Genomic DNA, 21,620 nt, shown 5'->3' on the forward strand with positions numbered 1-21,620 from the left:
CCGTCATCTTCCGCGCCGGCCGGGCGACGCGGCTTTCCGGACCCGGGGCTCAGCCGGCGACGGCTGCCTCAGCGACGGGCATCGCCGACGGAGCCGGGTCGCTGCCGGCGCCCCCGGCGACGAAGCAGCAGGTGCCGGTCGCCCCCATGGCGATGTTGACCACGCCGGACACCGTGCCCCGGGCGCCGCGGATGTACATGCCGCCGGCGCCGCGGGCCATGGTGAAGGCCGCCCACACCAGCGTCCACGGCGCGAGCCCGTCCTCGGACGGGAACCATTCGACCACCGGGCGAATCCGGTGCTGGACCAGGAACGGGCCGCCCATCGCCGCCGCGATCTGCTCCCGCCAGTCGTCCGGAGCGGTCAGCCATCCCGGCACGATTCCCTTGCCGGCATAGAGCAAAGTCGGCTTGAGGATCAGCTCGTCCTGGTGGGTGAGGACGTAGCGCTCGAGGTCGACCCGCTCGCCGTCGACGGTGACCGGCCCGGGCCGCAGCATCCTGGTCCACGGCAACAGCCGGTCGATGCTCTGCCGCTGGGCCTCGCTGAGCAGGTGCCGGTTGGCCTCGTCCGACAGGATCGCCAGCGAGCCCTTGCTGCCGTAGAGGTAGACCTCCATCGGCGTGAAGATCTTCACCTCGCCCCGCGCGACGGCGTCCAGCACCGGCTCGATCAGCGCGGGACCGGTCTCGTCCAGCCAGTCGGTCATGGTGAACAGCCGGTAGATGATGTCGATCCGCCGCTCGCCCAGCCACACCGCGCCGTCGGCGAAGCGCAGCTGGCCGATGTGGCAGGGCTGCGGGTCCAGCTCGTGCCGGGCGAGCAGCTCCGAGCTCTTGCGCAACTGCGGTTCCAGGGTCAGGTAGCTGTCCGGCCAGTCCACGATGGCCATCATCGGGCGGGTGCCCTCGGGCACCTGGCACTCGGCCCGGATGGTGGCGGCGAGCTCGGCGACGGTGTCGAGGTAGCCGAGGCCGTGCTCGGTGACGAACCGCGCGATGAACGGATTCCGCAGCATGCCCTCGTTGAGGAACCCGTTGTCGAAGCCGGCGATGGTGCTGCCCATGTTGAGTTCCATCAGCCTGAACCCGGACTCGCTCATGGCCAGGTCCGCGCGGGACAGCCGGGGCGGCACCGCGCGGTGGCTGCGCAGCACCGCCGCCAGCTGCCGCTCGCTCATTCCGACGGCCTGGCCGAAGCGTGCCAGGTCCCCGTCGAAGACCCGGGCCGGAATGGCGGCCACCGCGTCGTGGATGTTGCCCAGGTCCTCGGTCAGCTGGCGGTGCTCGGCGGCACCGAGGAACACCGGGCGGGTCAGCGCCCGGGCGCCGTAACTGGTGGCGGTGACGCTGTCGGCGACGGTGCTGGTGATCTCGCCGGCTTGCACCCCGGCGGCGGCGCACGCCTCGAGATAGCCGGCGGTAAGGCTCTGGTGTGACTGCATTCTGACCCCCGAGTGACTGCCCCGCTGTCTGGATGAGCGGTGCCGCCGCGCGGGGAGAGGCGACAGGGCAAAGCAGGCCTGGGCAGGCCGAAGAGAGAAGGAAAATGCGGTACGAGGTGGGTGATACGGCGAATGTCGGCGGAAACGGCGGGTCCGACGGTGTGCGCGATGCGGGTGGAAGCCACACACTAGGCTTATCCAATTTAACGGGCAATACCCTGTGAGAATGATTTTTAAGCTGTTCGCCGGATAAGGGCCTGGAGTTCCGGCGCCGCACCGGCCGCAACCCGGGTGTCGCGGCCCGGCACACTTCCTGTCGGGAGGACGTCCGGTCCTCCGGCAGGGCGAGATCAGGGAGCGGCCCGGTGGCTGAACGCGGTTACGACATCGTCCTGTTCGGCGCCACCGGCTTCACCGGCCGGCTGACCGCGCACTACCTGGCCCGGCATGCCCCGGCGGGTTGCCGGTGGGCGCTGGCCGGCCGCAACGCGGCCAGGCTGGCAGCGGTCCGCGACGAGCTGGCCGGCGTCGATCCGGCACTGGCGGAGCTGCCGCTGCTGGCCGCGGACGCCGGGGACCCGGCGACGCTGGCCGCGGTGGCCGCCGACAGCAGGGTGGTGATCAGCACCGTCGGCCCCTACCTCCGATACGGCGAGCCGCTGGTGGCGGCCTGCGCGGCGGCCGGCACCGACTACCTCGACCTGACCGGCGAGCCGGAGTTCGTCGACCGGATGTATGCCGCCCACCACCGGCGGGCGCTGGATTCGGGTGCCCGGTTGATCCACTGCTGCGGCTTCGACTCGATCCCGCACGACCTGGGCGTCTTCTTCACCGTCGGCCTGCTGCCCGACGACGTGCCGATCACCGTCGAGGGCGTGCTGCGGGCCGGCGGGCGGCCGTCGGCCGGCACCGTCCACTCAGCTGTCACCGCGCTGTCCCGGCTGCAGAACTCGGCCGCGGCCGCCCGGGCCCGCCGGGAACTGGAGCCGCGGCCGGCCGACCGGCGTTCGCGGGCGGTCCGCACCCCGCCTCGCCGGGAGAACGGGCTGTGGCTGCTGCCGTTGCCCACCATCGACGCCCAGGTGGTGGCCCGCTCGGGCCGGGCGCTGCCGCGCTACGGGCCTGACTTCCGCTACTCGCACTACGCCGGCGTGCGCCGCCTGCCGGTCGCGGTGGGCGGCGTGCTCGGCGTCGCCGCGCTGGCCGGCATGGCACAGCTGCCGCCGACCCGCCGGTTGCTGCTGAGCCGCTTCCGGCCCGGCACCGGGCCGACGGCCGAGCAGCGGGCCGCCGGCTGGTTCCGGGTGCGGTTCACCGCCACCGCCGGTGCCCGCCGGGTGGTCACCGAGGTGGCCGGCGGCGAGCCGGGATACGACGAGACCGCCAAGATGCTCGCCGAGGCGGCGCTGTGCGTGGCCTTCGACGACCTGCCGCCAGCCGCCGGCCAGCTGACCCCGGCGGTGGCGACGGGCCAGCCGCTGATCGACCGGCTGGTGCGGGCCGGGATAGCGTTCCGGGTGCTGGAGCAGTCCGGCTAGCGCCGGCTCAGCGCACCTGCATGGTGGCCAGCAGCTCCCGGGCCCGCTCGGCGAAGCGGTGCTCGACCAGCACCTCGTACTTGGTGGCCACCACCTGGCTGACCGAGGAGAAGTCCCGGGTGCCGCCCCGGGTCACCGCGGTGAAGCCGATCTGGCTCCAGATCAGCCCGAAGATCGCCCCGAAGATCGGCGTGCTGATCAGGAAGCCCAGCTGGTTGCCGTCGCCGAAGATGGAGAACGCCAGCCCGACGAACAGCCCCATCCATAGGCCCGAGATGGCGCCGGCGGCTGCCACCTTGGCCCGGGTGATCCGTCCGGTGACCCGCTCGACGGTCTTGAGCTCGGTGCCCACGATCGCCATGTTCTGGACCTCGAACTCGTTGTCGGACAGGAAGTCCACGACCTTCTGGGCCTGCTCGTAGCTGTCGTACACCCCCAGCGACATCGGGTACTCCAGGTCGAGCCCGGGACGCGGGATGTTGGCAGAGACATTCGGTGACATTGCCATGCCTCAACTGTGCCATCGATCCGGCCCGGATGCCGACACTCCCCGCCGGCCGGCTGGCAGCCCGCCGGTGCACCGGCGCAGCGCGAACCAGCCCAGGCTGGCCAGCAGCGCGCCACCGTAGAGGGCCGAGCCGAAGTTCGCTCCAAGGTGGAAGTCGCTGTCGATCAGGTAGAAGAAGCTCGGCAGGATCGCCACCGGAAGCCATTCCAGCGCCCCCGACAGCACGATCAGAGCCAACAGCAACAGCGCGTACCAGCCGTAGGACGGCGTGCTGATCAGGATCACCACGCCCGCCATCGTCACCGCGGAGTCCTCCGGTGCGTCCGGGTCGGTGTGCCGGTGGACCCACCGCGCGGCGCCGGCGAGCAGCAGCACCGCGACGAACGGGGTCAGCGGGTCGGGCAGCCACGGTTCGAGCAGCAGGAACCGGCCGCCGCTGGTGTAGCGCTCCTCCTTCAGGTACCCGGGCAGGTAGCCGAGCACGTCCGGGCCTATCGCCAGCACGTGCGGCAGGTAGCACAGCGCCACCAGCCCGGCGGCGCAGCCGGCCACCAGGACCGGACGGCGCCGCAGCAACGACACGATCACCAGGCCCGGATAGATCTTGGTGGCGATGGCGGCGCCGATCAGCAGCCCGGCGATTGCCGACCGGCGCGCCGCTTCACAGCTGAGGGCCAGCACGCAGCACAGCACCGCCAGCCAGTCGATGTGGGCGTTGTTGCCGAACTCGGTGGCCACCAGCGGGCACCAGGCCCAGAGCGCGACCGGCCAGAGCGGCCGGTTGCGGGCCAGCACCCGCCGGGCCAGCAGCCACGCCACCGCGACGGCACCGAGGCCGCCCGCCAGTTGGATCGGCAGGTGTCCGCCGTGGCCGCCCAGCGAGACCAGCCGGACCAGGACGAAGGCGGCCTCGGCGACCGGCGGGTACACCGTGCGCACCTCGGGCCGGTTGATCGCGCTGCAGCCGGTGCCGCCGTCGACCGGCCAGGCGCAGTGCGCCTTGTCGGGAAAGAAGAACGGGGTACGCAGGTGTTCCAGCTCCGGTGCCGCGGCCGGGTAGCGATAGGGATCGATGCCGGCCGACTGCACCTTGGCGTCCCAGAGGTAGCGGTAGTCGTCATCGGAGGAACCGGGCGGCGTGCACAGCGCGAGGACCTGCAGAACGGATGCCACCCCGAGGATCAACCACAGCGCCGGCCGAGCGGCCAGCCGAAGCCGGAACAGCAGCGCCACCGCGAGCAGGTACGGCCCGAGAGTGACCGCCTGTTGCCACAGCACCCGGTGTGCCAACCCGGAGTCGAACGCGAGGTAGCCGTACAGGCCGACCAGCAGGCCGAGCGCGGTCAGCAGCCCGGCACCGAGCAGCCGCCTGCGCGGTCTGGTGGTCGGTGCCGCTGTCACCTGGCCCAGCCTGCCAGCCGGGTGTTGCAGGGTGCCGGGAACGGGTACCGGCGTTCCTCATCTCGTAAGGCACCGAACCGGTGTCCGTGCCCCAGACTGGCAGCCATGGGCAGGTCGGCGAAGGCAAAGACAGCGCCCCGGCTGGGGATGCTGCTGGCGCGCAAGCCGCCGTTCTGGCCGGCCTTCTCCGCACGCCTGCGGTCCGAGGCGGTCACCGCCCGGGTCGGCTCGGTGCTCGGCGTCGCCTTCGGCCTGTGCTTCGCAACCGGCCTGCTCAGCCATTACCAGTACGCCCCGTGGGCCTGGCTCCCGATCCCGGCCGCGCCGGTGTGGGGATACCGGCTCAGCCAGGGCATCCACGTCATCACCGGCCTGGTGTCCATTCCGCTGCTGATCACCAAGCTGTGGTCGGTGTTTCCCAAGCTGTTTCAATGGCCACCGGCGCGTTCGGTGGTGCACGCGCTGGAGCGGCTGAGCGTCGCCGTCCTGGTCAGCGCGTCGCTGGTCGAGGTCGGCATCGGCCTGCTGAACATCCTGACCTGGTATCCGTGGCGGTTCTCCTTCATCGACGTGCACCACTGGCTGGCCTGGGTGGTGCTCGGCTCGCTGCTGCTGCACATCGCGGTCAAGCTGCCGGTCATCCGGCGCGGCCTGGCCGATACCGCCCTCGATCAGCCGCCGGCGTCCGACACCGCATCCGACACACCGACTGCACCGGATGCCCAGCCGGCCGGTGGGATCAGCAGGCGGGGCGTCCTGATCGCCAGCGGGGCGGGTGCCGGCATCGTCGCCCTGACGACGGCCGGGCAGAGCCTGACCCCGCTGCGGTCGGTGGCCCTGCTCGGGGTGCGGGAACCGCAGCGCGGACCGCTCGGCGTGCCGATCAATCGCACCGCGGCCCAGGCCGACGTGCGACAGCTCGCGACCGCTGCGACCTACCGGCTGCAGATCAGCGGGCGCACGCCGTTCGACCTGACGCTGGCCGAGCTGGAGGCAATGTCCGGCGTGCACCGGTCCCTGCCGATCGCCTGCGTCGAGGGCTGGAGCGCCGGTGCCCGGTGGATCGGCATCGAGCTGATGGAACTGGTGACGAGGGCCGGCGGCACCGCCGACTCCCGGGTGGTGCTGACCTCGCTGGAGGCCGATGGACCCTTCCGGCGTTCGGCCATCTCCGGTCCGCAGCTGCGGGCCGCCCTGCTCGCGACGCACCTCAACGGCCAGCGGCTGACGCTCGATCACGGCTACCCGCTGCGGCTGATCGCACCCAACCGGGCCGGGGTGTTCAACACCAAATGGCTCAGCGGGATCGCGGTGGGGCGGTGACAACCGCTCGCTGGCTGCTCGGTGGGCTCGGGATCGCCCTGCTGGGGTACGGGAGTTGGCGGATCTTCGAGTTCTCGGCCGCCACCCAGCCCGAGCAGCTGGGCATCTGGCTCGCCGCGGCGCTGGTCCTGCACGACGGGATCCTGTCCTGGCTGGTCGTCGGGATCGGCTGGCTGCTGGCCAGGTTCGTGCCCGGCCGGGCACGGGGTTACCTGCAGGGCGGCCTGATCACCGCCGGCCTGGTGTCGCTGGTCGCCGCACCGCTGATCTACCGACGGGGGAGGTCGCAGCCCGGCCAGGCTCTGTTGGAGCGGGATTACCTCGTCAATCTCCTGATCATCGCAGCCTGCATCGCCGCGGTCACGGCGACCGCCTACCTGGTCAGGGTCAGGCGCGAGACCAGGGTGGTGAAGGCCCGCCCGCCGGCCGACCAGACGTCGACCGGGTAGAGGCCGGCCTGTTCGGCGTGCCGGTACAGCGCAGCCAGGCCGACCTCGGCCCATTCGAAGGACGGCCCGACCGGGGTGCCCTCGATCAGGAAGCGCACCGTGGACGTCAGGTCCAGCGCCGGGTCCGGGTCGGCCTCGACGATCAACCGGCCGTCCGCGGCGAGCAACCGGGCGATCCGGGCCAGCAGCCGGCGCGGGTTTCCGCCGATTCCCACGTTGCCGTCCATCAGCAGCACGGTCGGCCAGCGGCCCTCGCCGGGAACCGGCGCGAACACGTTGCGCAGCAGTGCGGGCGCGCCCCGGCCGCGGGTGATCCAGACCGCGGTCTCGGCGATATCGAGGCCCAGGCAGGCGATGCCGCGCTCGGACAGCGCGCGAACCAGCCGGCCCGGGCCGCAGCCGACATCCAGCACCGGGCCGGCGCAGCGCGCCAGCACGGTGTCGTCGGCCGGGTCGGCAGAGTCCAGCCAGCGGGCCACGTCCAGGCTGACCTGCCGGCCGCCGTCGTCGACCAGCGCCAGCCGGCCGGCGGCCCGCAGCGACTGCTCGTAGGGCCGCAGTGCCCCGTCGTTCACGGCCGGCTTCCCGGCCGCGCCGGTGCCAGCTCGACCCGCACGTCGCGCATGGCACGCGCGAACGCGCCATCCGGCGCCTGGTCGAGGATCTCGCAGGCCGCGTCGAAGGTGTCGAAGTCGCTGAGCACGTCGAGCAGCTGCACCCGCAGCCCTGCCTCGCGCAGCCGGGCCAGTTGGACGGAGCCGGTCTCGCCCGTCGACATCGGCACCCCCCGGATGGTCGAAGCGGCCGCGGCGGGGTCGCGAAAGCCGATGGCCCAGTAGCCGCCGTCGACGGCCGGGCCGAGGCAGGCGTCGTAGCGCACCGGATTGAACGCCGTGAGGTGCTCGGGGCGACACTGCGGGGTGTCCATGCCGACCAGCACCGCCGGGCGTCGCGGGTCGGCCGCGGCGAACGCGGCGACCAGCCGGACGTCGAGTGCCCCGTCGGGTTGGCCGGTGTATCGCCAGCCGGCCGGCAACCACTCGGCCGGGTCGCCCTCGAACGCCAGCAGGTGCCGCCCGGCGGCCACCCCGGCGGCCGCCGCCAGGGTGTCGGTCAGCGCGCCGGCGGCCACCCGGGCCGCCTGGTCGGGTCGCAGCGGCGGCGTCAGGCGGGTCTTGGCCCGTCCGGGCAGCGGTTGCTTGGCCAGCACGATCACCGTGCCGAGTGGCATCGCAGCTGTCATCGCGACAGCACGGCCGACATGTCACGGATCGCGCGCACCGTCCCGCGCACCGTTCCGGTGACCTTCGAACGACCCGCGCGCGGCAGGTAGACCACGTCGGACTGGACGATCCGCCAGCCGGCGTCGGCGGCCCGGACCACCGTCTCGGCCGGGTAGCCGGCCCGGCGGTCGGAGATGCCCAGCGCCAGGTAAGGCTCCCGCCGCGCCACCCGCACCGGTCCGAGGTCCGACAACCGGGCACCGGTGCGCCGCCGCACCCGGCGGGCCAGTTCCCGGTTGGCCAGCCGGGCATGCACCGGCCAGGCCCGCAGCGTGGCGGGTCGGCGCCGGCCCACCACCAGCTCGGCCTGCCCGTCGAGGATCATCCGTGCCATCGCCGCGATCGCGCCGGGGTCGATGGTGGCGTCGCAGTCACAGAAGGCCACCAGCTCGGCCGTCGCCGCCTGTGCTCCGGCGTGGCAGGCAGCGCCGTAACCGCGTTGCCGGCACTCGACCACCAGCGCGCCGCCGGCCCGTGCGACCTCGGCCGATCCGTCGCTGCTGCCGTTGTCGACCACGATGGCTCGCATGCCGGCCGGGATCCGGTCGAGCACCCAGGGCAGCGCCGCGGCCTCGTTCAGGCACGGCAGGACGATGTCCACCTCAGCGTCGGTCACCGGACTCACGCTACGCAAAACGGACCTGCGACTTTCTTACCGTCCGCGGAACTCCCGCCGCCGTCGGGCCGATCCGCCTCTAGGATCACGTGGTGGCGCAGGTCCTGATGGTCGATGACGACGCGACGCTGGCCGAGGTGGTGATCGGTTACCTGGAACGGGCCGGGCACCGCATCCGGCATGTCAGCAACGGCGCGGACGCCCTGGCCCAGGTGCAGGTGATGCCGCCGGACCTGATGTTGCTGGACCTGATGCTGCCCGGCGTGGACGGCATCGAGGTGTGCCGCCGGGTGCGGGCCGAACACCCCGACCTGCGGGTGCTGATGCTGACGGCGCTGGGCGAGGCAGAGGACCGGATAGCCGGTCTCGAGGTGGGGGCCGACGACTACGTGACCAAGCCGTTCTCACCCCGCGAGCTGGTACTGCGAGTGGATGCGCTGCTGCGGCGCGGTGGCCTGTCCGCCGACTCCGGCCAGCCGCTGGTGGCGGGCCTGGTCACGCTCGATCCGCTGGCCCGTCGCGCCAGCAGGGACGGTCGCGAGCTCGTCCTGACCAACCGGGAGCTCGACCTGCTCGCCTTCCTGATGGCCCATCCCGGGCAGGCGTTCAGCCGGGCAGACCTGATGCGCCAGGTCTGGGGCTGGACCTTCGGGGACCAGTCGACGGTGACGGTGCACGTGCGCAGGCTGCGGGAGAAGGTCGAGGCCGACCCGCGGAACCCGACCCTCATCCAGACGGTATGGGGAATCGGCTACCGGCTGGAGCGGGCATGAACCCCACCCTGTCCAGCCTGCTGATCGGCCTGGGCTGGGCAGCCACCGGCGGCCTGCTCGTCTGGCTGGCCAGCTATCCGCTGCAGCGCCGTTCGGTGTCGTGGACGATGGCCTCGATCGTGATCATCGCGACGGTGGCCTCGATCGCGGCGCTGGTCGGCAGCGTGCACGAGATGCTGCTGTCCAGCAGCGTCGCGCCGATGGCGATCTCGACCTCGTTGATCGCGGGACTGGTGGCCGCGGCGGCGGCGGCCGCCGCGACCCGCCGCTTCACCAAGGACAGCCGGACACTCAGCCAGGCGATCGCCGACCTGGCCGCCGGCCGGCCCCCGGGCACGGCCCGGCTGTCCTTTCCGCAGGTCGAGCGGTTGCGCGCCGAACTCACCGAGACCGCGGCCAGGCTGGCCGAGTCGCGGGATCGGGAGCGTGCCCTGGAAACCGCGCGCCGGGACCTGGTGGCCTGGGTCAGTCACGATCTGCGTACCCCGCTGGCCGGGTTGCGGGCCATGTCCGAAGCCCTGGAGGACGGCGTGGTCGCCGCTCCGGAGACCTACTACAAGCAGATCCGCGTCGAGGTGGACCGGCTCTCGACGATGGTCGAGGACCTGTTCGAACTGTCGCGCATCCAGTCCGGGACTCTCGCCGGGCAGGTCGAGCAGATCTCCCTGGACGACCTGATCTCTGACTGCGTGGCCGCGCTGGAGCCGCTGGCCGCCGCCCAGCGGGTCCGGCTGGTGGGACGGGCCGAGGGCATCGCCACGGTCACCGGCAACGGGCCCGAGCTCAACCGGGCGCTGACCAACCTGGTGGCCAACGCCATTCGCCACACCCGGGTGGACGGCACGGTGGACGTCCGGGTGCGGGCGGACTGCGAGATGGCCGAGGTGGCGGTCCGCGACGAGTGCGGCGGCATCCCGCACCCGGAGCTACCGCGAGTCTTCGAGGTCGGCTTCCGCGGCGAGGCGGCCCGTACCCCGCATCTGGCCAACCCGGCCGGCGCCGGGTTGGGGCTGGCCATCACCCGCGGCATCATCGAGGCACATGACGGCACCGTCCGGGTGGAGAACGTGGCGGGCGGCTGCTCCTTCGTGATCCAGCTGCCCGTGGTGGCCTGACCGGCTGCCGCTCCCTTGAGTTACCGCGAGGTCAGCCCGCCGGGAGACCAGCCGCGTCGACCGGCCGGCAGCGACGCCTAGAGCACGCGGGCGAGTTCGTCGATGCCGTCGGCGAAGTCCACCGTGGGACGCCAGCCGAGCTCGGTGCGCAGCCGAGTGGAATCGGCAGTGACGTGCCGGACGTCGCCCAGCCGGTAGGCGCCGGTGATCCGCGGGGCCGGCCCGGCGACGGCCCGGCTGAGCGCGGCGGCCATCTCGCCGACGGTGCGCGGGGTGCCCGAGCCGACGTTGTAGGCCCGTAGCGTCCCGGCTGCCACCGGGGCCTGCACCGCCGCCGCCGTGGCCGCGGCGATGTCGCGCACGTGGACGAAATCGCGGCGCTGGCCGCCGTCCTCGAACACCTGGGCGGCCTCGCCCAAGCGGAGGGCGGACAGGAAGATCGCCGCGACGCCGGCGTACGGGGTGTCCCGCGGCATCCCCGGACCGTAGACGTTGTGGTAGCGCATCGCCGCGACCCGGCCGCCGGTCAGCCGGGCCCAGGACGCGGCCAGCTGCTCCTGTGCCGACTTGCTGGCGGCGTAGGCATTGCGCGGGTCGAGGGCGGCGTCCTCGCCGACCAGCGCCGGCAGCAGCGCCTGCCCGCACACCGGACAGGGCGGTTCGAACTGCCCGGCCGCGAGGCTGGCTTCGATCCGGGGCCCGGGTCGCACCTCGGCGTGCGCCGGGCAGCGGCCCAGCCCCTCGCCGTAGACCACCATGGAACTCGCCAGCACCAGCCGGCCGACGCCGGCCCGGGCCATGGCGGCCAGCAACACCGCGGTGCCGAGATCGTTGGACGAGGCATAGTCGGGCAGGTCCTGCACGTCCACCCCCAGCCCCACCTTTGCCGCGAGGTGGCAGACCGCATCGACATCGCGCAGCGCGCCGTCGACGGCCTCCGAGTCGCGGACGTCGGCCCGGACCAGCTCGGCCGGCAGTGACGGCGTCCGGCCGCGGTGCACGTCCGGCCGCAGCGAGTCGAGCACCCGGACCTGGTGTCCGAGCGCGAGAAGCTCGGCGAGCAGGTGCCGGCCGATGAAGCCGGCGCCGCCGGTCAGCAGGATCCGCACGGTTCCCCTCAGATCCAGCCGGGCAGCCACATCCGCAGTTGCCAGTCGTGGTTGGTCAGCATGCCGCCGGTGAACACCGGCCACATCCACACGAAGTCGGCGACCACCGCGCCCAGCCACAGCGCCACCGCGGCCGTGCGCACCAGCCGGCTGAGCGGAATGCCGTGCAGCGCGATCCACTCGCGCAGCCCCACGGTCCGTGGCCCGCCGCCGGAACCGCCGGCACCCGTCCGGGCCGGCGCTGGCAGCCAGCCGGCCGCGGAGTCGTCCTCGGCGGCCCGGGACAGCATCGTGCCGACGGCCAGGGTCAGTCCCAGCACCAGGAACGGCATCAGCGGCGTCATGTAGAACAGGAAGCCGGTCCGCCGGGTGTTCTGCAGCCAGACCCCCCAGCCGGCCAGGAACGCCAGCCACACCGCGCCGGCCCGCCAGTCCCGGGTGGTCGCCCAGTGCCACAGGCACCACAGCAGCGCCGGCACGAACGCCCAGTACATCAGCGGGGTGCCGATCAGCAGGATCTCCCGGGTGCAGGTGGGCGCCCCGCAGCCGGTCGCCCCGGACGGTGCGTAGAAGGAGGTGGGCCGGCCCAGCACCAGCCACGACCACGGATTGGCCTTGTAGGCATGCGGGTCGTAGAGGTGGCTGTGGAAGAGGTAGGCCTGGTGGTGGTAGTTCAGCAGGCTGCGCAGGCTGGACGGCAGCAGGCTGAACAGCCCGGTGCCGGGATGGGTGTCGCCCCAGTGCCGGTTCCAGGAGTTCTCACCGACGAACCAGCCGGTCCAGCTCAGCAGGTAGGCGGCCACCGGCGCCGCCAGCAGCGAGCCCACCGCGGCCGGTACCGAGCGCCGGAAGGTGGCCAGCCACGGCTGCTCGGCGCCGGCGCTCTTGAGCGCGCCGCGGTCCCACAGCACCGACAGCAGCGCGAAGGCCAGCCAGTAGGACAGCGCGCTCCACTTCACCGCCAGCGCCAGGCCCAGCAGCACTCCGCCGGCCAGCCGCCACGGCCGCGGGCCGAGCGAGGGCACCTGGTAGCTCAGGTCCACGCCGGCCGCGTACAGCCTGCCCAGCCTGGCCCGGACCTGGTCGCGGTCGATCACCAGCGCCGCGAAGCCGGCCAGCACGAACGTCTGCAGGAAGATGTCGAGCAGCGCCGCCCGCGACATCACCAGCGAGATGCCGTCCAGCGCCAGCAGCCCGCCGGCCAGCACCCCGAGCAGCGTGGACCGCAACATCCGCTGGGCCAGCCGGACGAGGATCAGCACGCTGACGGTGCCGGCGATCGCCGGGGCCACCCGCCAGCCCACCGCGTCGTCGCCGAACAGCCAGGACGGAACCGCGATCAGCCACTTCCCCAGCGGCGGGTGCACGATGAACATGTAGCCGCGGTTGTCCTCGTAGCCGTACCGCAGCATCTCCTGCGCCTCGGTGGCGTAGTAGACCTCGTCGAAGCTCTTGGTCTCGGGAAAGCCCAGCGCCCAGAACCGGGTGCCGGCGGCCACCGCGGTGACCAGCAGGGTCCACAGCCAGCTGTGCAACGCCGACTCCGGCCGCCACTCGCGCAGCGCCGCCGGGACCACCCGGGCCGGCTGCGGTGCCGGAGCGGTGCGCGCGGTCGGCAGCGTCGCGGTGGTCACCTGAGTGATCGTAGGGTCTCGGGGTATGGAACCCCGCCCATGACCAGATCGCCGGCGCCGTCCGCGGCTGCCCCGCAGCCGGGCCGGCTGGTGCTGGCCGGCGCGCCGCTGGGCCGGGCCAGCGACGCCTCCGCCGGGTTCGCCAGCGCGCTGGCCGGCACGGCGGTGATCGCGGCCGAGGACACCCGGCGGCTGCACCGGCTGGCCGCCGACCTCGGAATCGCCGTCTCCGGCCGGGTGCTGTCGTTCTTCGAGGGCAACGAGCAGGCCCGGGTGCCCCAGCTGATCGCCGAGCTGCAGGCCGGCCAGGACGTCCTGGTGGTCACCGACGCCGGCATGCCGTCGGTGTCCGATCCCGGCTACCGGCTGGTGGCGGCCGCGATCGCCGCGGGCCTGCCGGTCACCGCGCTGCCCGGGCCGTCGGCGGTCACCACCGCGATCGCGGTGTCCGGGCTGCCGGTAGACCGGTTCTGCTTCGAGGGCTTCCTGCCCCGCAAGGGCGGCGAGCGGCGCCGGTTGCTGGCCGAGCTCGCCGCCGAGCGCCGGACCATGGTGTTCTTCGAGTCGCCGCACCGGATCGCGCAGTCGCTGGCCGACCTCGCCGAGGCGCTGGGCGGCGAGCGTCCGGCGGTGGTGTGCCGGGAGCTGACCAAGACCTATGAAGAGGTGATCCGGGGCTCGCTGGCCGAGCTCTGCCGGTGGGCGGCCGGCGAGGTGCGCGGCGAGCTCACCCTGGTGGTGGCCGGCCGGGTCGCCGCGGCCGCCGAGCCGGATCCGGCGGAGCTGGCCGGCCAGGTCAGGGCCCGCGAGCTGGCCGGCCAGGACCGCAAGCAGGCGATCGCCGAGGTGGCGGCGTCCGCCGGGGTCGGCAAGCGGGTGGTGTTCGACGCGGTGGTCTCGGCCAAGCGGGACGGCTGAGCCGGGGTCTCGCCGGTCGGTGCGGAAATCCGGATGGATCCGCCTCACTAGGCTTGTTCCCAACAGCCCTGAGAACAGCCCCGAGAAACAGCCAGCAGCGCAAGCGAGAAGCGGAGCGAGAACTGCATGACGAGCGCAGCGCCGACCAACATCCTGACCGCGGTGGCCTGGCCGTACGCCAACGGCCCGCGCCACATCGGGCACGTCGCCGGCTTCGGCGTCCCGTCCGACGTCTTCAGCCGCTACCACCGGATGGCCGGCAACAACGTGCTGATGGTCTCGGGCACCGACGAGCACGGCACCCCCATCCAGGTGCAGGCCGAGCGGGAGGGCGTCTCGCCGCGGGAGCTGGCCGACCGCAACAGCCTGGTGATCGCCAAGGACCTGCAGCAGCTGGGGCTGTCCTACGACCTGTTCACCCGCACCACCACGACCAACCACTACCGGGTGACCCAGGCGCTGTTCCGCGGCCTGCTCGACAACGGCTACATCTTCGCGCGCACCGAGCTGGGCGCGATCAGCCCGTCCACCGGCCGGACGCTGCCGGACCGCTACATCGAGGGCACCTGCCCGATCTGCGGCTACCCCAACGCGCGCGGCGACCAGTGCGACAACTGCGGCAACCAGCTGGATCCGGCGGACCTGATCGACCCGAGGTCCAAGATCAACGGCGAGACGCCGAAGTTCGTCGACACCGAGCAGTTCTTCCTGGACCTGCCGGCCTTCGCCGACGTCCTGTCGGACTGGCTGCGCGGGCAGTCGCACTGGCGGCCGAACGTGCAGAAGTTCGCGCTGAACCTGCTGGACGACCTCAAGCCGCGGGCCATCACCCGCGACCTGGACTGGGGCGTCCCGGTGCCGCTGGAGGGCTGGCGCGACCGCGACGACAAGCGGATCTACGTCTGGTTCGACGCGGTGATCGGCTACCTGTCGGCCTCGATCGAGTGGGCGGCGCGGTCCGGCGACCCGGACGCCTGGCGGCCCTGGTGGCAGGACGGCGCGGACGCCCGGCAGTACTACTTCATGGGCAAGGACAACATCGTCTTCCACGCCGAGATCTGGCCGGCGATGCTGTTCGGCTACTCCGGCATCGGCGCGAAGGGCGGCACCCCCGGTGAGCTGGGGGCGCTGAAGCGGCCGTTCGACGTGGTGTCCTCGGAGTTCCTCACCATGGAGGGCAGGAAGTTCTCCTCCTCGCGCAACGTGGTGATCTACGTCGGCGACATGCTCTCCCGCTACTCCGCCGACGCGCTGCGCTACTACCTGACCAGCGCGGGCCCGGAGAACCAGGACACCGACTTCACCTGGGCGGAGTTCGTCCGGCGCAACAACGACGAGCTGGTCGCCGGCTGGGGCAACCTGGTCAACCGGACCATCTCGATGACCGCCAAGAACCTCGGCTCGATCCCGGCCGCGGGGCAGCCGGCCGACGTCGACCGGACGCTGCTGGCCGCCTCGGCGGCCGCCTTCGACACCGTCGGGGAGCTGATCGGCAGGAACCGGCAGAAGGCCGCGCTGGGCGAGGTGATGCGGGTGGTCGGCGAGGCGAACAAGTACCTGTCCGACACCGCGCCGTGGAAGCTGAAGAACTCCGACCCGGACCGGATGGCCTCGGTGCTGCACACCACCCTGCAGGTGGTCGACGACCTCAAGACGCTGTTCACGCCGTTCCTGCCGTCCACCTCGCAGCAGGTGCACCAGGCGCTCGGCGGCACCGGCACCTGGGCCGCGATGCCCGACCTGGTCGAGGTCGACGAGCCGACCGCGGCCGGCTCGCCGTCCTACTCGGTGCTGACCGGCGACTACCAGACCCAGGCGCGGTGGGCCTCGCAGCCCATCGAGACCGGCCGGCCGCTGGCCGCACCCACCCCGATCATCACCAAGCTCGACCCCTCGGTGGTGGACGAGGAGCTGGCCCGGCTCGCCGAGTCATGACGGCGGGCTCGTCCGGCGGCACCCGGGCGGACCGGAACCAGCCGCCGCCCCCGCCGGCGCCGCTGGCCGGTGAGGTGTTCGACTCGCACTGCCACCTCGACGCCATGTCGGCGCGGGCCGGCCGCTCCCGGCGCGGCGAGCCGGCCGGGCGGGAGCACACCGCGGCGGTGCTGGCCGACGCCGCGGCGGTCGGCGTGGTCCGGGTGGTCAACGTCGGCTGCGAGGTCGGCGAGTGGGCCTCGGCGCTGGAGTCCACCGCGCACCCGGACGTCTACGCCGCCCTCGCGGTGCACCCGACCGAGGTGGCGGGGCTCACCGAGGCGCACTACCGGGAGCTGGCCGAGCTGCTGCGCCATCCCCGGGTGGTGGCGGTGGGCGAGACCGGCCTGGACTACTACTGGGACCGCACCGAGCCCGCCGACCAGCAGCGGCACTTCCGCCGGCACATCGAGCTGGCCAAGGAGGTCGGCAAGCCGCTGGTGATCCACGACCGGGAGGCGCACGCCGACGTGCTGCGCATCCTGCGCGAGGAGGGCGCCCCGCCGGCCGGCGTGGTCTTCCACGCCTTCTCCGGCGACGCGGGGATGGCCCGGGAGTGCGTGGCTGCCGGCTACCTGCTGTCCTTCTCCGGGGTCGTCACCTTCGGCAACGCGCCGGCGCTGCGCGAGGCCGCCGCGGTGACCCCGCTGGACCAGCTGCTGGTCGAGACTGACGCGCCGTTCCTGACCCCGCATCCCTACCGAGGCCGGCCGAACTCTCCATACCTTATTCCGCACGTTGTGCGCAGTTTATCCGCGCTGAAAAATATAGACGAAGCAGTGATCTGCGCCACAATAACCGCCAGCGGCAAACAGCTTTTCGGATGGTAACGCCCGATTTGGCGAAGGAAAAGCAACCTAGGGTTTGGCCGTACTACGATTCGGCCGTTACGGTGCTGTGACCGAGCAGAACGCGACAGGCCGACAGTGGCCGCACACGATCAAGGGGTTTTCTTGCGTCGCAGCGTGAAGTACGGCCTGTACGGACTGGTCGTGGCGGGGGTTCTCGGTGGCACTGCCACCTGGGCCATCGCGCCCGCCAGCAAGACCGTCGACTTGAGGATCGACGGGCACATCCAGCACATCTCCACCACCGCGAAGAACGTCTCCGGCGTGCTGTCCGCGGCTGGTGTCTCTGTTGACAGTCACGACCTGGTCGCTCCCGATCTGAAGTCCTCGATCGGCAACGGCGGCACCATCGTGGTCCGGCGCGGCCACCTGCTGCACCTGACGGTGAACGGCAAGGCCTCCGACGTGTGGGTGAACGCCGCCTCCGTCGACGAGGCGCTGGCCCAGCTCGGCTACAACTCCGACGCCGTGGTGTCGGTGTCCCGCTCGATGCGGCTGGACACCCTGGCCCGCGGCGCGGCTGCCTCGCTGGCGTTGGACACCCCGAAGCAGGTGGTGATCCAGGTCGACCGCCGGACGGTGACGACCACCGCGGTCCGGACGGTCGCCGAGGCCCTCGAGAACGCCAAGGTGCGGCTGAACGCCGCGGACCGGCTCTCCGCACCCCGGGCCAGCCTGGTGCACGAGAACCAGGTGATCCGCATCCAGCGGGTGCGCTACGCCTCCTCGGTGGTGTCGGTGCCGGTGGACTTCAAGCGGATCACCCAGCAGGACGCCGGCAGCTACGTCGGTGAGAGCAACCTCGTCTCCACCGGCCGGGCGGGCGTCAAGCAGCTCCGCTACCGGCTGACCTACCTCGACGGCAAGCTGGCCAGCCGGGTGCTGGTGGCAAGCTCCGTGGTGTCGGCGCCGGTGGACCAGGTCACCCGGGTCGGCACCCAGCAGAAGCCGGTGATCACCACGGCTCCGGCTCCCAGCTCGGCGCCGGTGCCGGTGCCGTCCAGCAACGGGCTGAACTGGGACGCGGTCGCCGCCTGCGAGTCCGGCGGCAACTGGCACATCAACACCGGCAACGGCTTCTACGGCGGTCTGCAGTTCGACTACGGAACCTGGCTGTCCAACGGCGGCGGTGCCTACGCCCCGCGTGCCGACCTCGCCACCCGGGAGCAGCAGATCGCCATCGCGACCAGGCTGTACAACGCCCGGGGTGCCAGCCCCTGGCCGGTCTGCGGGCAACGCCTGTAGCTCGTGCCGGGCGGTTCTTTCCACCAGCTGTCCATTCCGGTGAGCGCTGGGCTGTGTGACCCGAACGGGGAGCGCAGCGCCGCGGTGCGCTGTAAAGTGCGCTGCGCGCCGCCGGCAGAAACCACATAGGAGTTCCTGTTTTGCATCGCAATCTCAAGCTCGGCCTGTACGGCCTGGTGCTGGCCGGCCTGCTCGGCGGCACCGCCAGCTGGGTGACCGCCACCGGCAAGACCGTCAACCTGCGGGTCGACGGTCAGGTCCGCCAGGTGCACACCGACGCCGCGGACGTCCACGGGGTGCTGCAGGCTGCCCACATCGCGGTCGGCGAGCACGACCTGGTCGCGCCGGACGAGAGCGCGGCGGTGGCTGACGGCGACTCCGTGGTGGTGCGCCGGGGCCACCTGCTGCACCTGCTGGTCAACGGCGCGGCGCGCGACGTCTGGGTGAACGCCGACTCGGTCGACGAGGCCCTCAACCAGCTCGGCTACGGCACCCAGAACCTGGTGTCGGTCTCGCGCTCCAAGCGGCTGGACGGCAGCGTCACGAGCCTGTCGGTCACCTCGCCGAAGCAGGTCACCTTCCGGGCGGACGGCAAGACGCTGCGGGTGCTGACCTTCGGGCCGACCCTCAAGGAGGCGCTGGAGCAGGCCCACCTGAAGCTGGGCGCGCACGACGTGGTCTCGGCCAAGCTGACCAGCGCGGTCCGCGACCGGCAGGTCGTCACCATCCAGCGGGTGACCTACAAGTACTCCGTGGTGCGCCAGGGCGTGCCCTTCGACGTCGTCCGGCAGGACGACCCGAACCGCGCGGCCGGCAGCAGCGCGGTGCTCTCCGCCGGACGCGACGGCGTGCGCCAGGTGACCTACCAGCTGCGTTTCGTCGACGGCAAGCTGGCCGGCCGGGTGGTCTATGACAACCGGGTGGTCCAGTCGCCGGTTCCCCAGCGGACCGCGGTCGGCACCCAGCAGTCCGGCCCGGTGCCGGCCGGCACCGCCCAGCAGATCGCGGCCGACATGGTGGCGGCCCGCGGCTGGGGCGGCGACCAGTTCTCCTGCCTGGTGAGCCTGTGGAACAAGGAGAGCGGCTGGCGCACCAACGCCGCCAACCCGTCCGGCGCGTACGGCATCCCGCAGGCGCTTCCGGGCAGCAAGATGGCCTCGGCCGGCGCCGACTGGCAGACCAGCGCGCGCACCCAGATCAGCTGGGGGCTGGGCTACATCGCCAGCGTGTACGGCACCCCGTGCAGTGCCTGGGCGCACTCGCAGGCCACCAACTGGTACTGATCCGCCGCGTTTCATTTCCTGTTCGATCCGATGCCCGGGTGCCCACCGCACCCGGGCATCGCGGTTCCGGAGTGCCGCAGCCTGAGGTCAGACGATCGGTGCTGGCTAGTACACCGGCATCTGGTCGAGTACCCGAGCGCAGGTGTCGACGATTTCCCTTGCTATAGCGATGTCCTGGCTCAAGTCGAGCGGATCGAGCTCCGGCGCCGGCTTGCCGAGCGACGGGTACTCGACCTGGTTGCGCTGTCGCCGCAGGCGGTCGAACGGGCGAAGGATCTTGCCGAGCGGAGGGTCGAGCTGTGCCGTGACCGACTCATAGACTGCCAGGTGGCCACCGTCTGACGTCGCTCGAAGGCCTTGATTGGCCAGCACGGCTGCGAGTGCCTTTCGGGCACCGTCATAAAGCAGCGCGGCACAACCCTCGGGATCGTCGTCGACAGTAGTCGCGGCAGAGACCAGATGCCGTCGAGCGGTATTGATGAGCCAGTCGGCATGGTCCCGATTCGGTGGCACCCGCTGCAACCTGCGCTGGGCCAACAGTTGGTCGATGGTCTCGCGGCCTTGGGCCCATCGCGAAATGGTCATTCCGCACTCCGCCGATCGTCGAGTAGCGAAACGAGCGGTCCCGATCGGACGGCTTGCACGAACGGCTGAGGCTCGGCCGAGTTCCATGCGGTCCGGCGTATCCGTGTGATGTTCACCGGCCGATCGAGATTCTGCTGCGCGTGGTGGGCCATGTCGTCGAGTTCATCACGGTCGGCATCCCCGACCACCAATACATCGATGTCATTGGGGATGGGGCCGCTTTCCCCGGTGTACCGGGCAGCCCACGAACCGTAGATATAGGCCTCGTCGACACCGGCAAGCGGGGCAAGCAGGTCAACAAGCACCGGCTTGGGACCGAACGTCACCAGAAGCAGGTCAGTAAGGGGCCGGTAGACCGGTGTGTCCGTGGCAGCAGATACCTGTCGCACATTGCCGACGCGTCTGTCACGCAAATATCCTGCCCTGACCAGGCGCTCTACTTCGTTGCGTACGCCGGGAACGCTCTTTCCCAACTTGCGCGCGATCTCCGTGAGGCTGTAACTGGTATCCGGATGGAGGTAGAGCAGGGCCAGCATCTCTCCCTGCACCTGCGAACGCAGTAGCGGTAACAGCGGAGGCGCATCCACTTTCATAACTGTTAATCTATATTAACTGTTATGAAAGTACTAGTTCTCCGCCTGCTGACGACGCCGAACCAGTCCTCCTGGAGCATTGGGCATACTGCGGGACGTGAGTAGCTTGCTCGGGCCGGCGGAGATCCGGGAGCTGGCCGGGCGTCTGGGGATCCGTCCCACCAAGGCGCTCGGCCAGAACTTCGTCCACGACCCGAACACCATCCGCCGTATCGTGCGGGCCGCCGAGGTCACGCCGGGGGAGGCGGTACTGGAGGTCGGGCCCGGCCTCGGCTCGCTCAGCTTGCAACTGCTGGCCGCCGGCGCCGAGCTGACCGCCGTGGAGATCGACCCGCGACTGGCCACCGAGCTGCCGGCCACCGTGCAGGCGCTGGCCCCGGAGTTGGCCGGCAACCTGCGGGTGCTGACCGCAGACGCGCTGACCGTCACCGCGCTGGACGACCCGCAGCCCACCGCCCTGGTCGCCAACCTGCCCTACAACGTCGCGGTGCCGGTGCTGCTGCACCTGCTGGCCGCCTTCCCGACCATCCGGCACGGGCTGGTGCTGGTCCAGCTGGAGGTCGCCGACCGGCTGGTGGCCGCGCCGGGGTCGAAGGTGTACGGCGTGCCGAGCGCCAAGCTCGCCTGGTACGGACCGGCCGTCCGGGTCGGCCTGGTGCCGCGCTCGGTGTTCTGGCCGGTGCCCAACGTCGAGTCCGGCCTGGTCCGGTTCTCCCGGGCCGAGCAGCCGCCGGGCAGTGCGAGCCGGGACCAGGTGTTCGCGGTGATCGACGCCGCCTTCGCCCAGCGCCGCAAGATGCTGCGCTCGGCACTGGCCGGCTGGGCGGGTTCCGGCGCGGCGGCCGAGGCAGTACTGGTCCGGGCCGGCGTGGATCCCACCGCGCGTGGCGAGACCCTCGACGTGACCGCCTTCGCCCGGATCGCCGAAGCCAAGGCAGCTGAAGCCAAGGCCGCCGACGCCGGAGCCGCCGAAAGCTGAAG

21 protein-coding genes are annotated in these 21,620 nt (G+C 71.7%); 11 read left to right on the forward strand and 10 right to left on the reverse strand.

The genetic code is table 11. From position 1 onward, the window contains the following. Window positions 1–49: 49 nt before the first annotated feature. A complete protein-coding gene (locus VLJ82_RS02855; RefSeq protein WP_408661809.1) occupies window positions 50–1,444 on the reverse strand; it encodes a hypothetical protein in 1,395 nt (464 codons plus the stop codon). Window positions 1,445–1,809: 365 nt separating this feature from the next. Here VLJ82_RS02855 and VLJ82_RS02860 point away from each other — a divergent pair, with 365 nt between their 5' ends. Then, window positions 1,810–2,982: a saccharopine dehydrogenase family protein gene (locus tag VLJ82_RS02860; protein WP_408661810.1), complete on the forward strand. Its 1,173-nt coding sequence runs from the start codon at window positions 1,810–1,812 to the stop codon at window positions 2,980–2,982. A gap of 7 nt (window positions 2,983–2,989) precedes the next feature. Here the strand turns inward: VLJ82_RS02860 and VLJ82_RS02865 are convergent, their stop codons facing one another. Both VLJ82_RS02865 and VLJ82_RS02870 read right to left on the reverse strand, forming a co-directional pair. Beyond that, on the reverse strand, window positions 2,990–3,490 hold the full coding sequence (locus VLJ82_RS02865; RefSeq protein ID WP_408661811.1) for a general stress protein: 501 nt from the start codon (window positions 3,488–3,490) through the stop codon (window positions 2,990–2,992). 3 nt (window positions 3,491–3,493) lie between these two features. Then, entirely contained in the window at window positions 3,494–4,891 is a 1,398-nt protein-coding gene (locus tag VLJ82_RS02870; protein WP_408661812.1) for a glycosyltransferase 87 family protein, read from the reverse strand. Between the two features lie 105 nt (window positions 4,892–4,996). Between VLJ82_RS02870 and VLJ82_RS02875 the strand changes: the two genes are divergently transcribed. Continuing rightward, on the forward strand, window positions 4,997–6,214 hold the full coding sequence (locus tag VLJ82_RS02875) for a molybdopterin-dependent oxidoreductase (protein ID WP_408661813.1): 1,218 nt from the start codon (window positions 4,997–4,999) through the stop codon (window positions 6,212–6,214). Further along, window positions 6,211–6,663: a hypothetical protein gene (locus VLJ82_RS02880; protein ID WP_408661814.1), complete on the forward strand. Its 453-nt coding sequence runs from the start codon at window positions 6,211–6,213 to the stop codon at window positions 6,661–6,663. The genes VLJ82_RS02875 and VLJ82_RS02880 overlap by 4 nt, the downstream gene beginning before the upstream one ends. Here VLJ82_RS02880 and VLJ82_RS02885 read toward each other — a convergent pair. From VLJ82_RS02885 to VLJ82_RS02895, 3 genes are read right to left on the reverse strand one after another with little or no spacing between them, the layout of a single operon-like run. Continuing rightward, entirely contained in the window at window positions 6,588–7,238 is a 651-nt protein-coding gene (locus VLJ82_RS02885) for a class I SAM-dependent methyltransferase (protein WP_408661815.1), read from the reverse strand. The two genes, VLJ82_RS02880 and VLJ82_RS02885, sit on opposite strands and share 76 nt — an antisense overlap. Further along, on the reverse strand, window positions 7,235–7,906 hold the full coding sequence (locus VLJ82_RS02890) for a TIGR04282 family arsenosugar biosynthesis glycosyltransferase (protein ID WP_408661816.1): 672 nt from the start codon (window positions 7,904–7,906) through the stop codon (window positions 7,235–7,237). The genes VLJ82_RS02885 and VLJ82_RS02890 overlap by 4 nt, the downstream gene beginning before the upstream one ends. Continuing rightward, on the reverse strand, window positions 7,903–8,571 hold the full coding sequence (locus tag VLJ82_RS02895; RefSeq protein WP_408661817.1) for a glycosyltransferase family 2 protein: 669 nt from the start codon (window positions 8,569–8,571) through the stop codon (window positions 7,903–7,905). Before VLJ82_RS02895 ends, VLJ82_RS02890 begins: the two co-directional genes overlap by 4 nt. 98 nt (window positions 8,572–8,669) lie before the next feature. On the opposite strand from VLJ82_RS02895, the gene VLJ82_RS02900 reads away from it, so the two are divergent. Both VLJ82_RS02900 and VLJ82_RS02905 read left to right on the forward strand, forming a co-directional pair. Beyond that, the gene (locus VLJ82_RS02900) at window positions 8,670–9,335 is read left to right on the forward strand and encodes a response regulator transcription factor (RefSeq protein ID WP_408661872.1); all 666 of its coding nucleotides are present in this window, start codon (window positions 8,670–8,672) and stop codon (window positions 9,333–9,335) included. Beyond that, window positions 9,332–10,450, forward strand: a complete 1,119-nt coding sequence (locus VLJ82_RS02905; RefSeq protein WP_408661818.1) for a sensor histidine kinase — start codon at window positions 9,332–9,334, stop codon at window positions 10,448–10,450. The genes VLJ82_RS02900 and VLJ82_RS02905 overlap by 4 nt, the downstream gene beginning before the upstream one ends. 77 nt (window positions 10,451–10,527) lie before the next feature. Here the strand turns inward: VLJ82_RS02905 and VLJ82_RS02910 are convergent, their stop codons facing one another. Next, the gene (locus VLJ82_RS02910; RefSeq protein ID WP_408661819.1) at window positions 10,528–11,559 is read right to left on the reverse strand and encodes an NAD-dependent epimerase/dehydratase family protein; all 1,032 of its coding nucleotides are present in this window, start codon (window positions 11,557–11,559) and stop codon (window positions 10,528–10,530) included. Between the two features lie 8 nt (window positions 11,560–11,567). Beyond that, on the reverse strand, window positions 11,568–13,193 hold the full coding sequence (locus VLJ82_RS02915) for a dolichyl-phosphate-mannose--protein mannosyltransferase (RefSeq protein WP_408661820.1): 1,626 nt from the start codon (window positions 13,191–13,193) through the stop codon (window positions 11,568–11,570). Between the two features lie 39 nt (window positions 13,194–13,232). On the opposite strand from VLJ82_RS02915, the gene rsmI reads away from it, so the two are divergent. The 5 genes from rsmI to VLJ82_RS02940 all read left to right on the forward strand — a co-directional run bounded on the left by rsmI (window position 13,233) and on the right by VLJ82_RS02940 (window position 19,461). Further along, window positions 13,233–14,111 (forward strand): 16S rRNA (cytidine(1402)-2'-O)-methyltransferase, encoded by an 879-nt coding sequence (gene rsmI / locus VLJ82_RS02920; protein ID WP_408661821.1) that lies wholly within the window; start codon window positions 13,233–13,235, stop codon window positions 14,109–14,111. 126 nt (window positions 14,112–14,237) lie between these two features. Further along, window positions 14,238–16,046 (forward strand): methionine--tRNA ligase, encoded by a 1,809-nt coding sequence (metG, locus tag VLJ82_RS02925; protein ID WP_408661822.1) that lies wholly within the window; start codon window positions 14,238–14,240, stop codon window positions 16,044–16,046. Further along, the gene (locus VLJ82_RS02930) at window positions 16,043–16,915 is read left to right on the forward strand and encodes a TatD family hydrolase (RefSeq protein WP_408661823.1); all 873 of its coding nucleotides are present in this window, start codon (window positions 16,043–16,045) and stop codon (window positions 16,913–16,915) included. Before metG ends, VLJ82_RS02930 begins: the two co-directional genes overlap by 4 nt. Window positions 16,916–17,038: 123 nt before the next feature. Further along, on the forward strand, window positions 17,039–18,178 hold the full coding sequence (locus VLJ82_RS02935; RefSeq protein WP_408661824.1) for a transglycosylase family protein: 1,140 nt from the start codon (window positions 17,039–17,041) through the stop codon (window positions 18,176–18,178). Window positions 18,179–18,318: 140 nt separating this feature from the next. Beyond that, complete coding sequence (locus VLJ82_RS02940) at window positions 18,319–19,461, forward strand: ubiquitin-like domain-containing protein (protein ID WP_408661825.1); 1,143 nt, start codon at window positions 18,319–18,321, stop codon at window positions 19,459–19,461. Window positions 19,462–19,566: 105 nt separating this feature from the next. Here the strand turns inward: VLJ82_RS02940 and VLJ82_RS02945 are convergent, their stop codons facing one another. Beyond that, on the reverse strand, window positions 19,567–20,046 hold the full coding sequence (locus tag VLJ82_RS02945) for a hypothetical protein (protein WP_408661826.1): 480 nt from the start codon (window positions 20,044–20,046) through the stop codon (window positions 19,567–19,569). Next, window positions 20,043–20,639: an ArsR family transcriptional regulator gene (locus VLJ82_RS02950; protein ID WP_408661827.1), complete on the reverse strand. Its 597-nt coding sequence runs from the start codon at window positions 20,637–20,639 to the stop codon at window positions 20,043–20,045. The genes VLJ82_RS02945 and VLJ82_RS02950 overlap by 4 nt, the downstream gene beginning before the upstream one ends. An 88-nt stretch (window positions 20,640–20,727) precedes the next feature. Between VLJ82_RS02950 and rsmA the strand changes: the two genes are divergently transcribed. Next, on the forward strand, window positions 20,728–21,618 hold the full coding sequence (rsmA, locus tag VLJ82_RS02955) for a 16S rRNA (adenine(1518)-N(6)/adenine(1519)-N(6))-dimethyltransferase RsmA (protein WP_408661873.1): 891 nt from the start codon (window positions 20,728–20,730) through the stop codon (window positions 21,616–21,618). Window positions 21,619–21,620 lie beyond the last annotated feature (2 nt).

The sequence above is a fragment of the Jatrophihabitans sp. genome, from assembly GCF_035474675.1.
Classification (GTDB): Bacteria; Actinomycetota; Actinomycetes; order Mycobacteriales; family Jatrophihabitantaceae; genus Jatrophihabitans_A.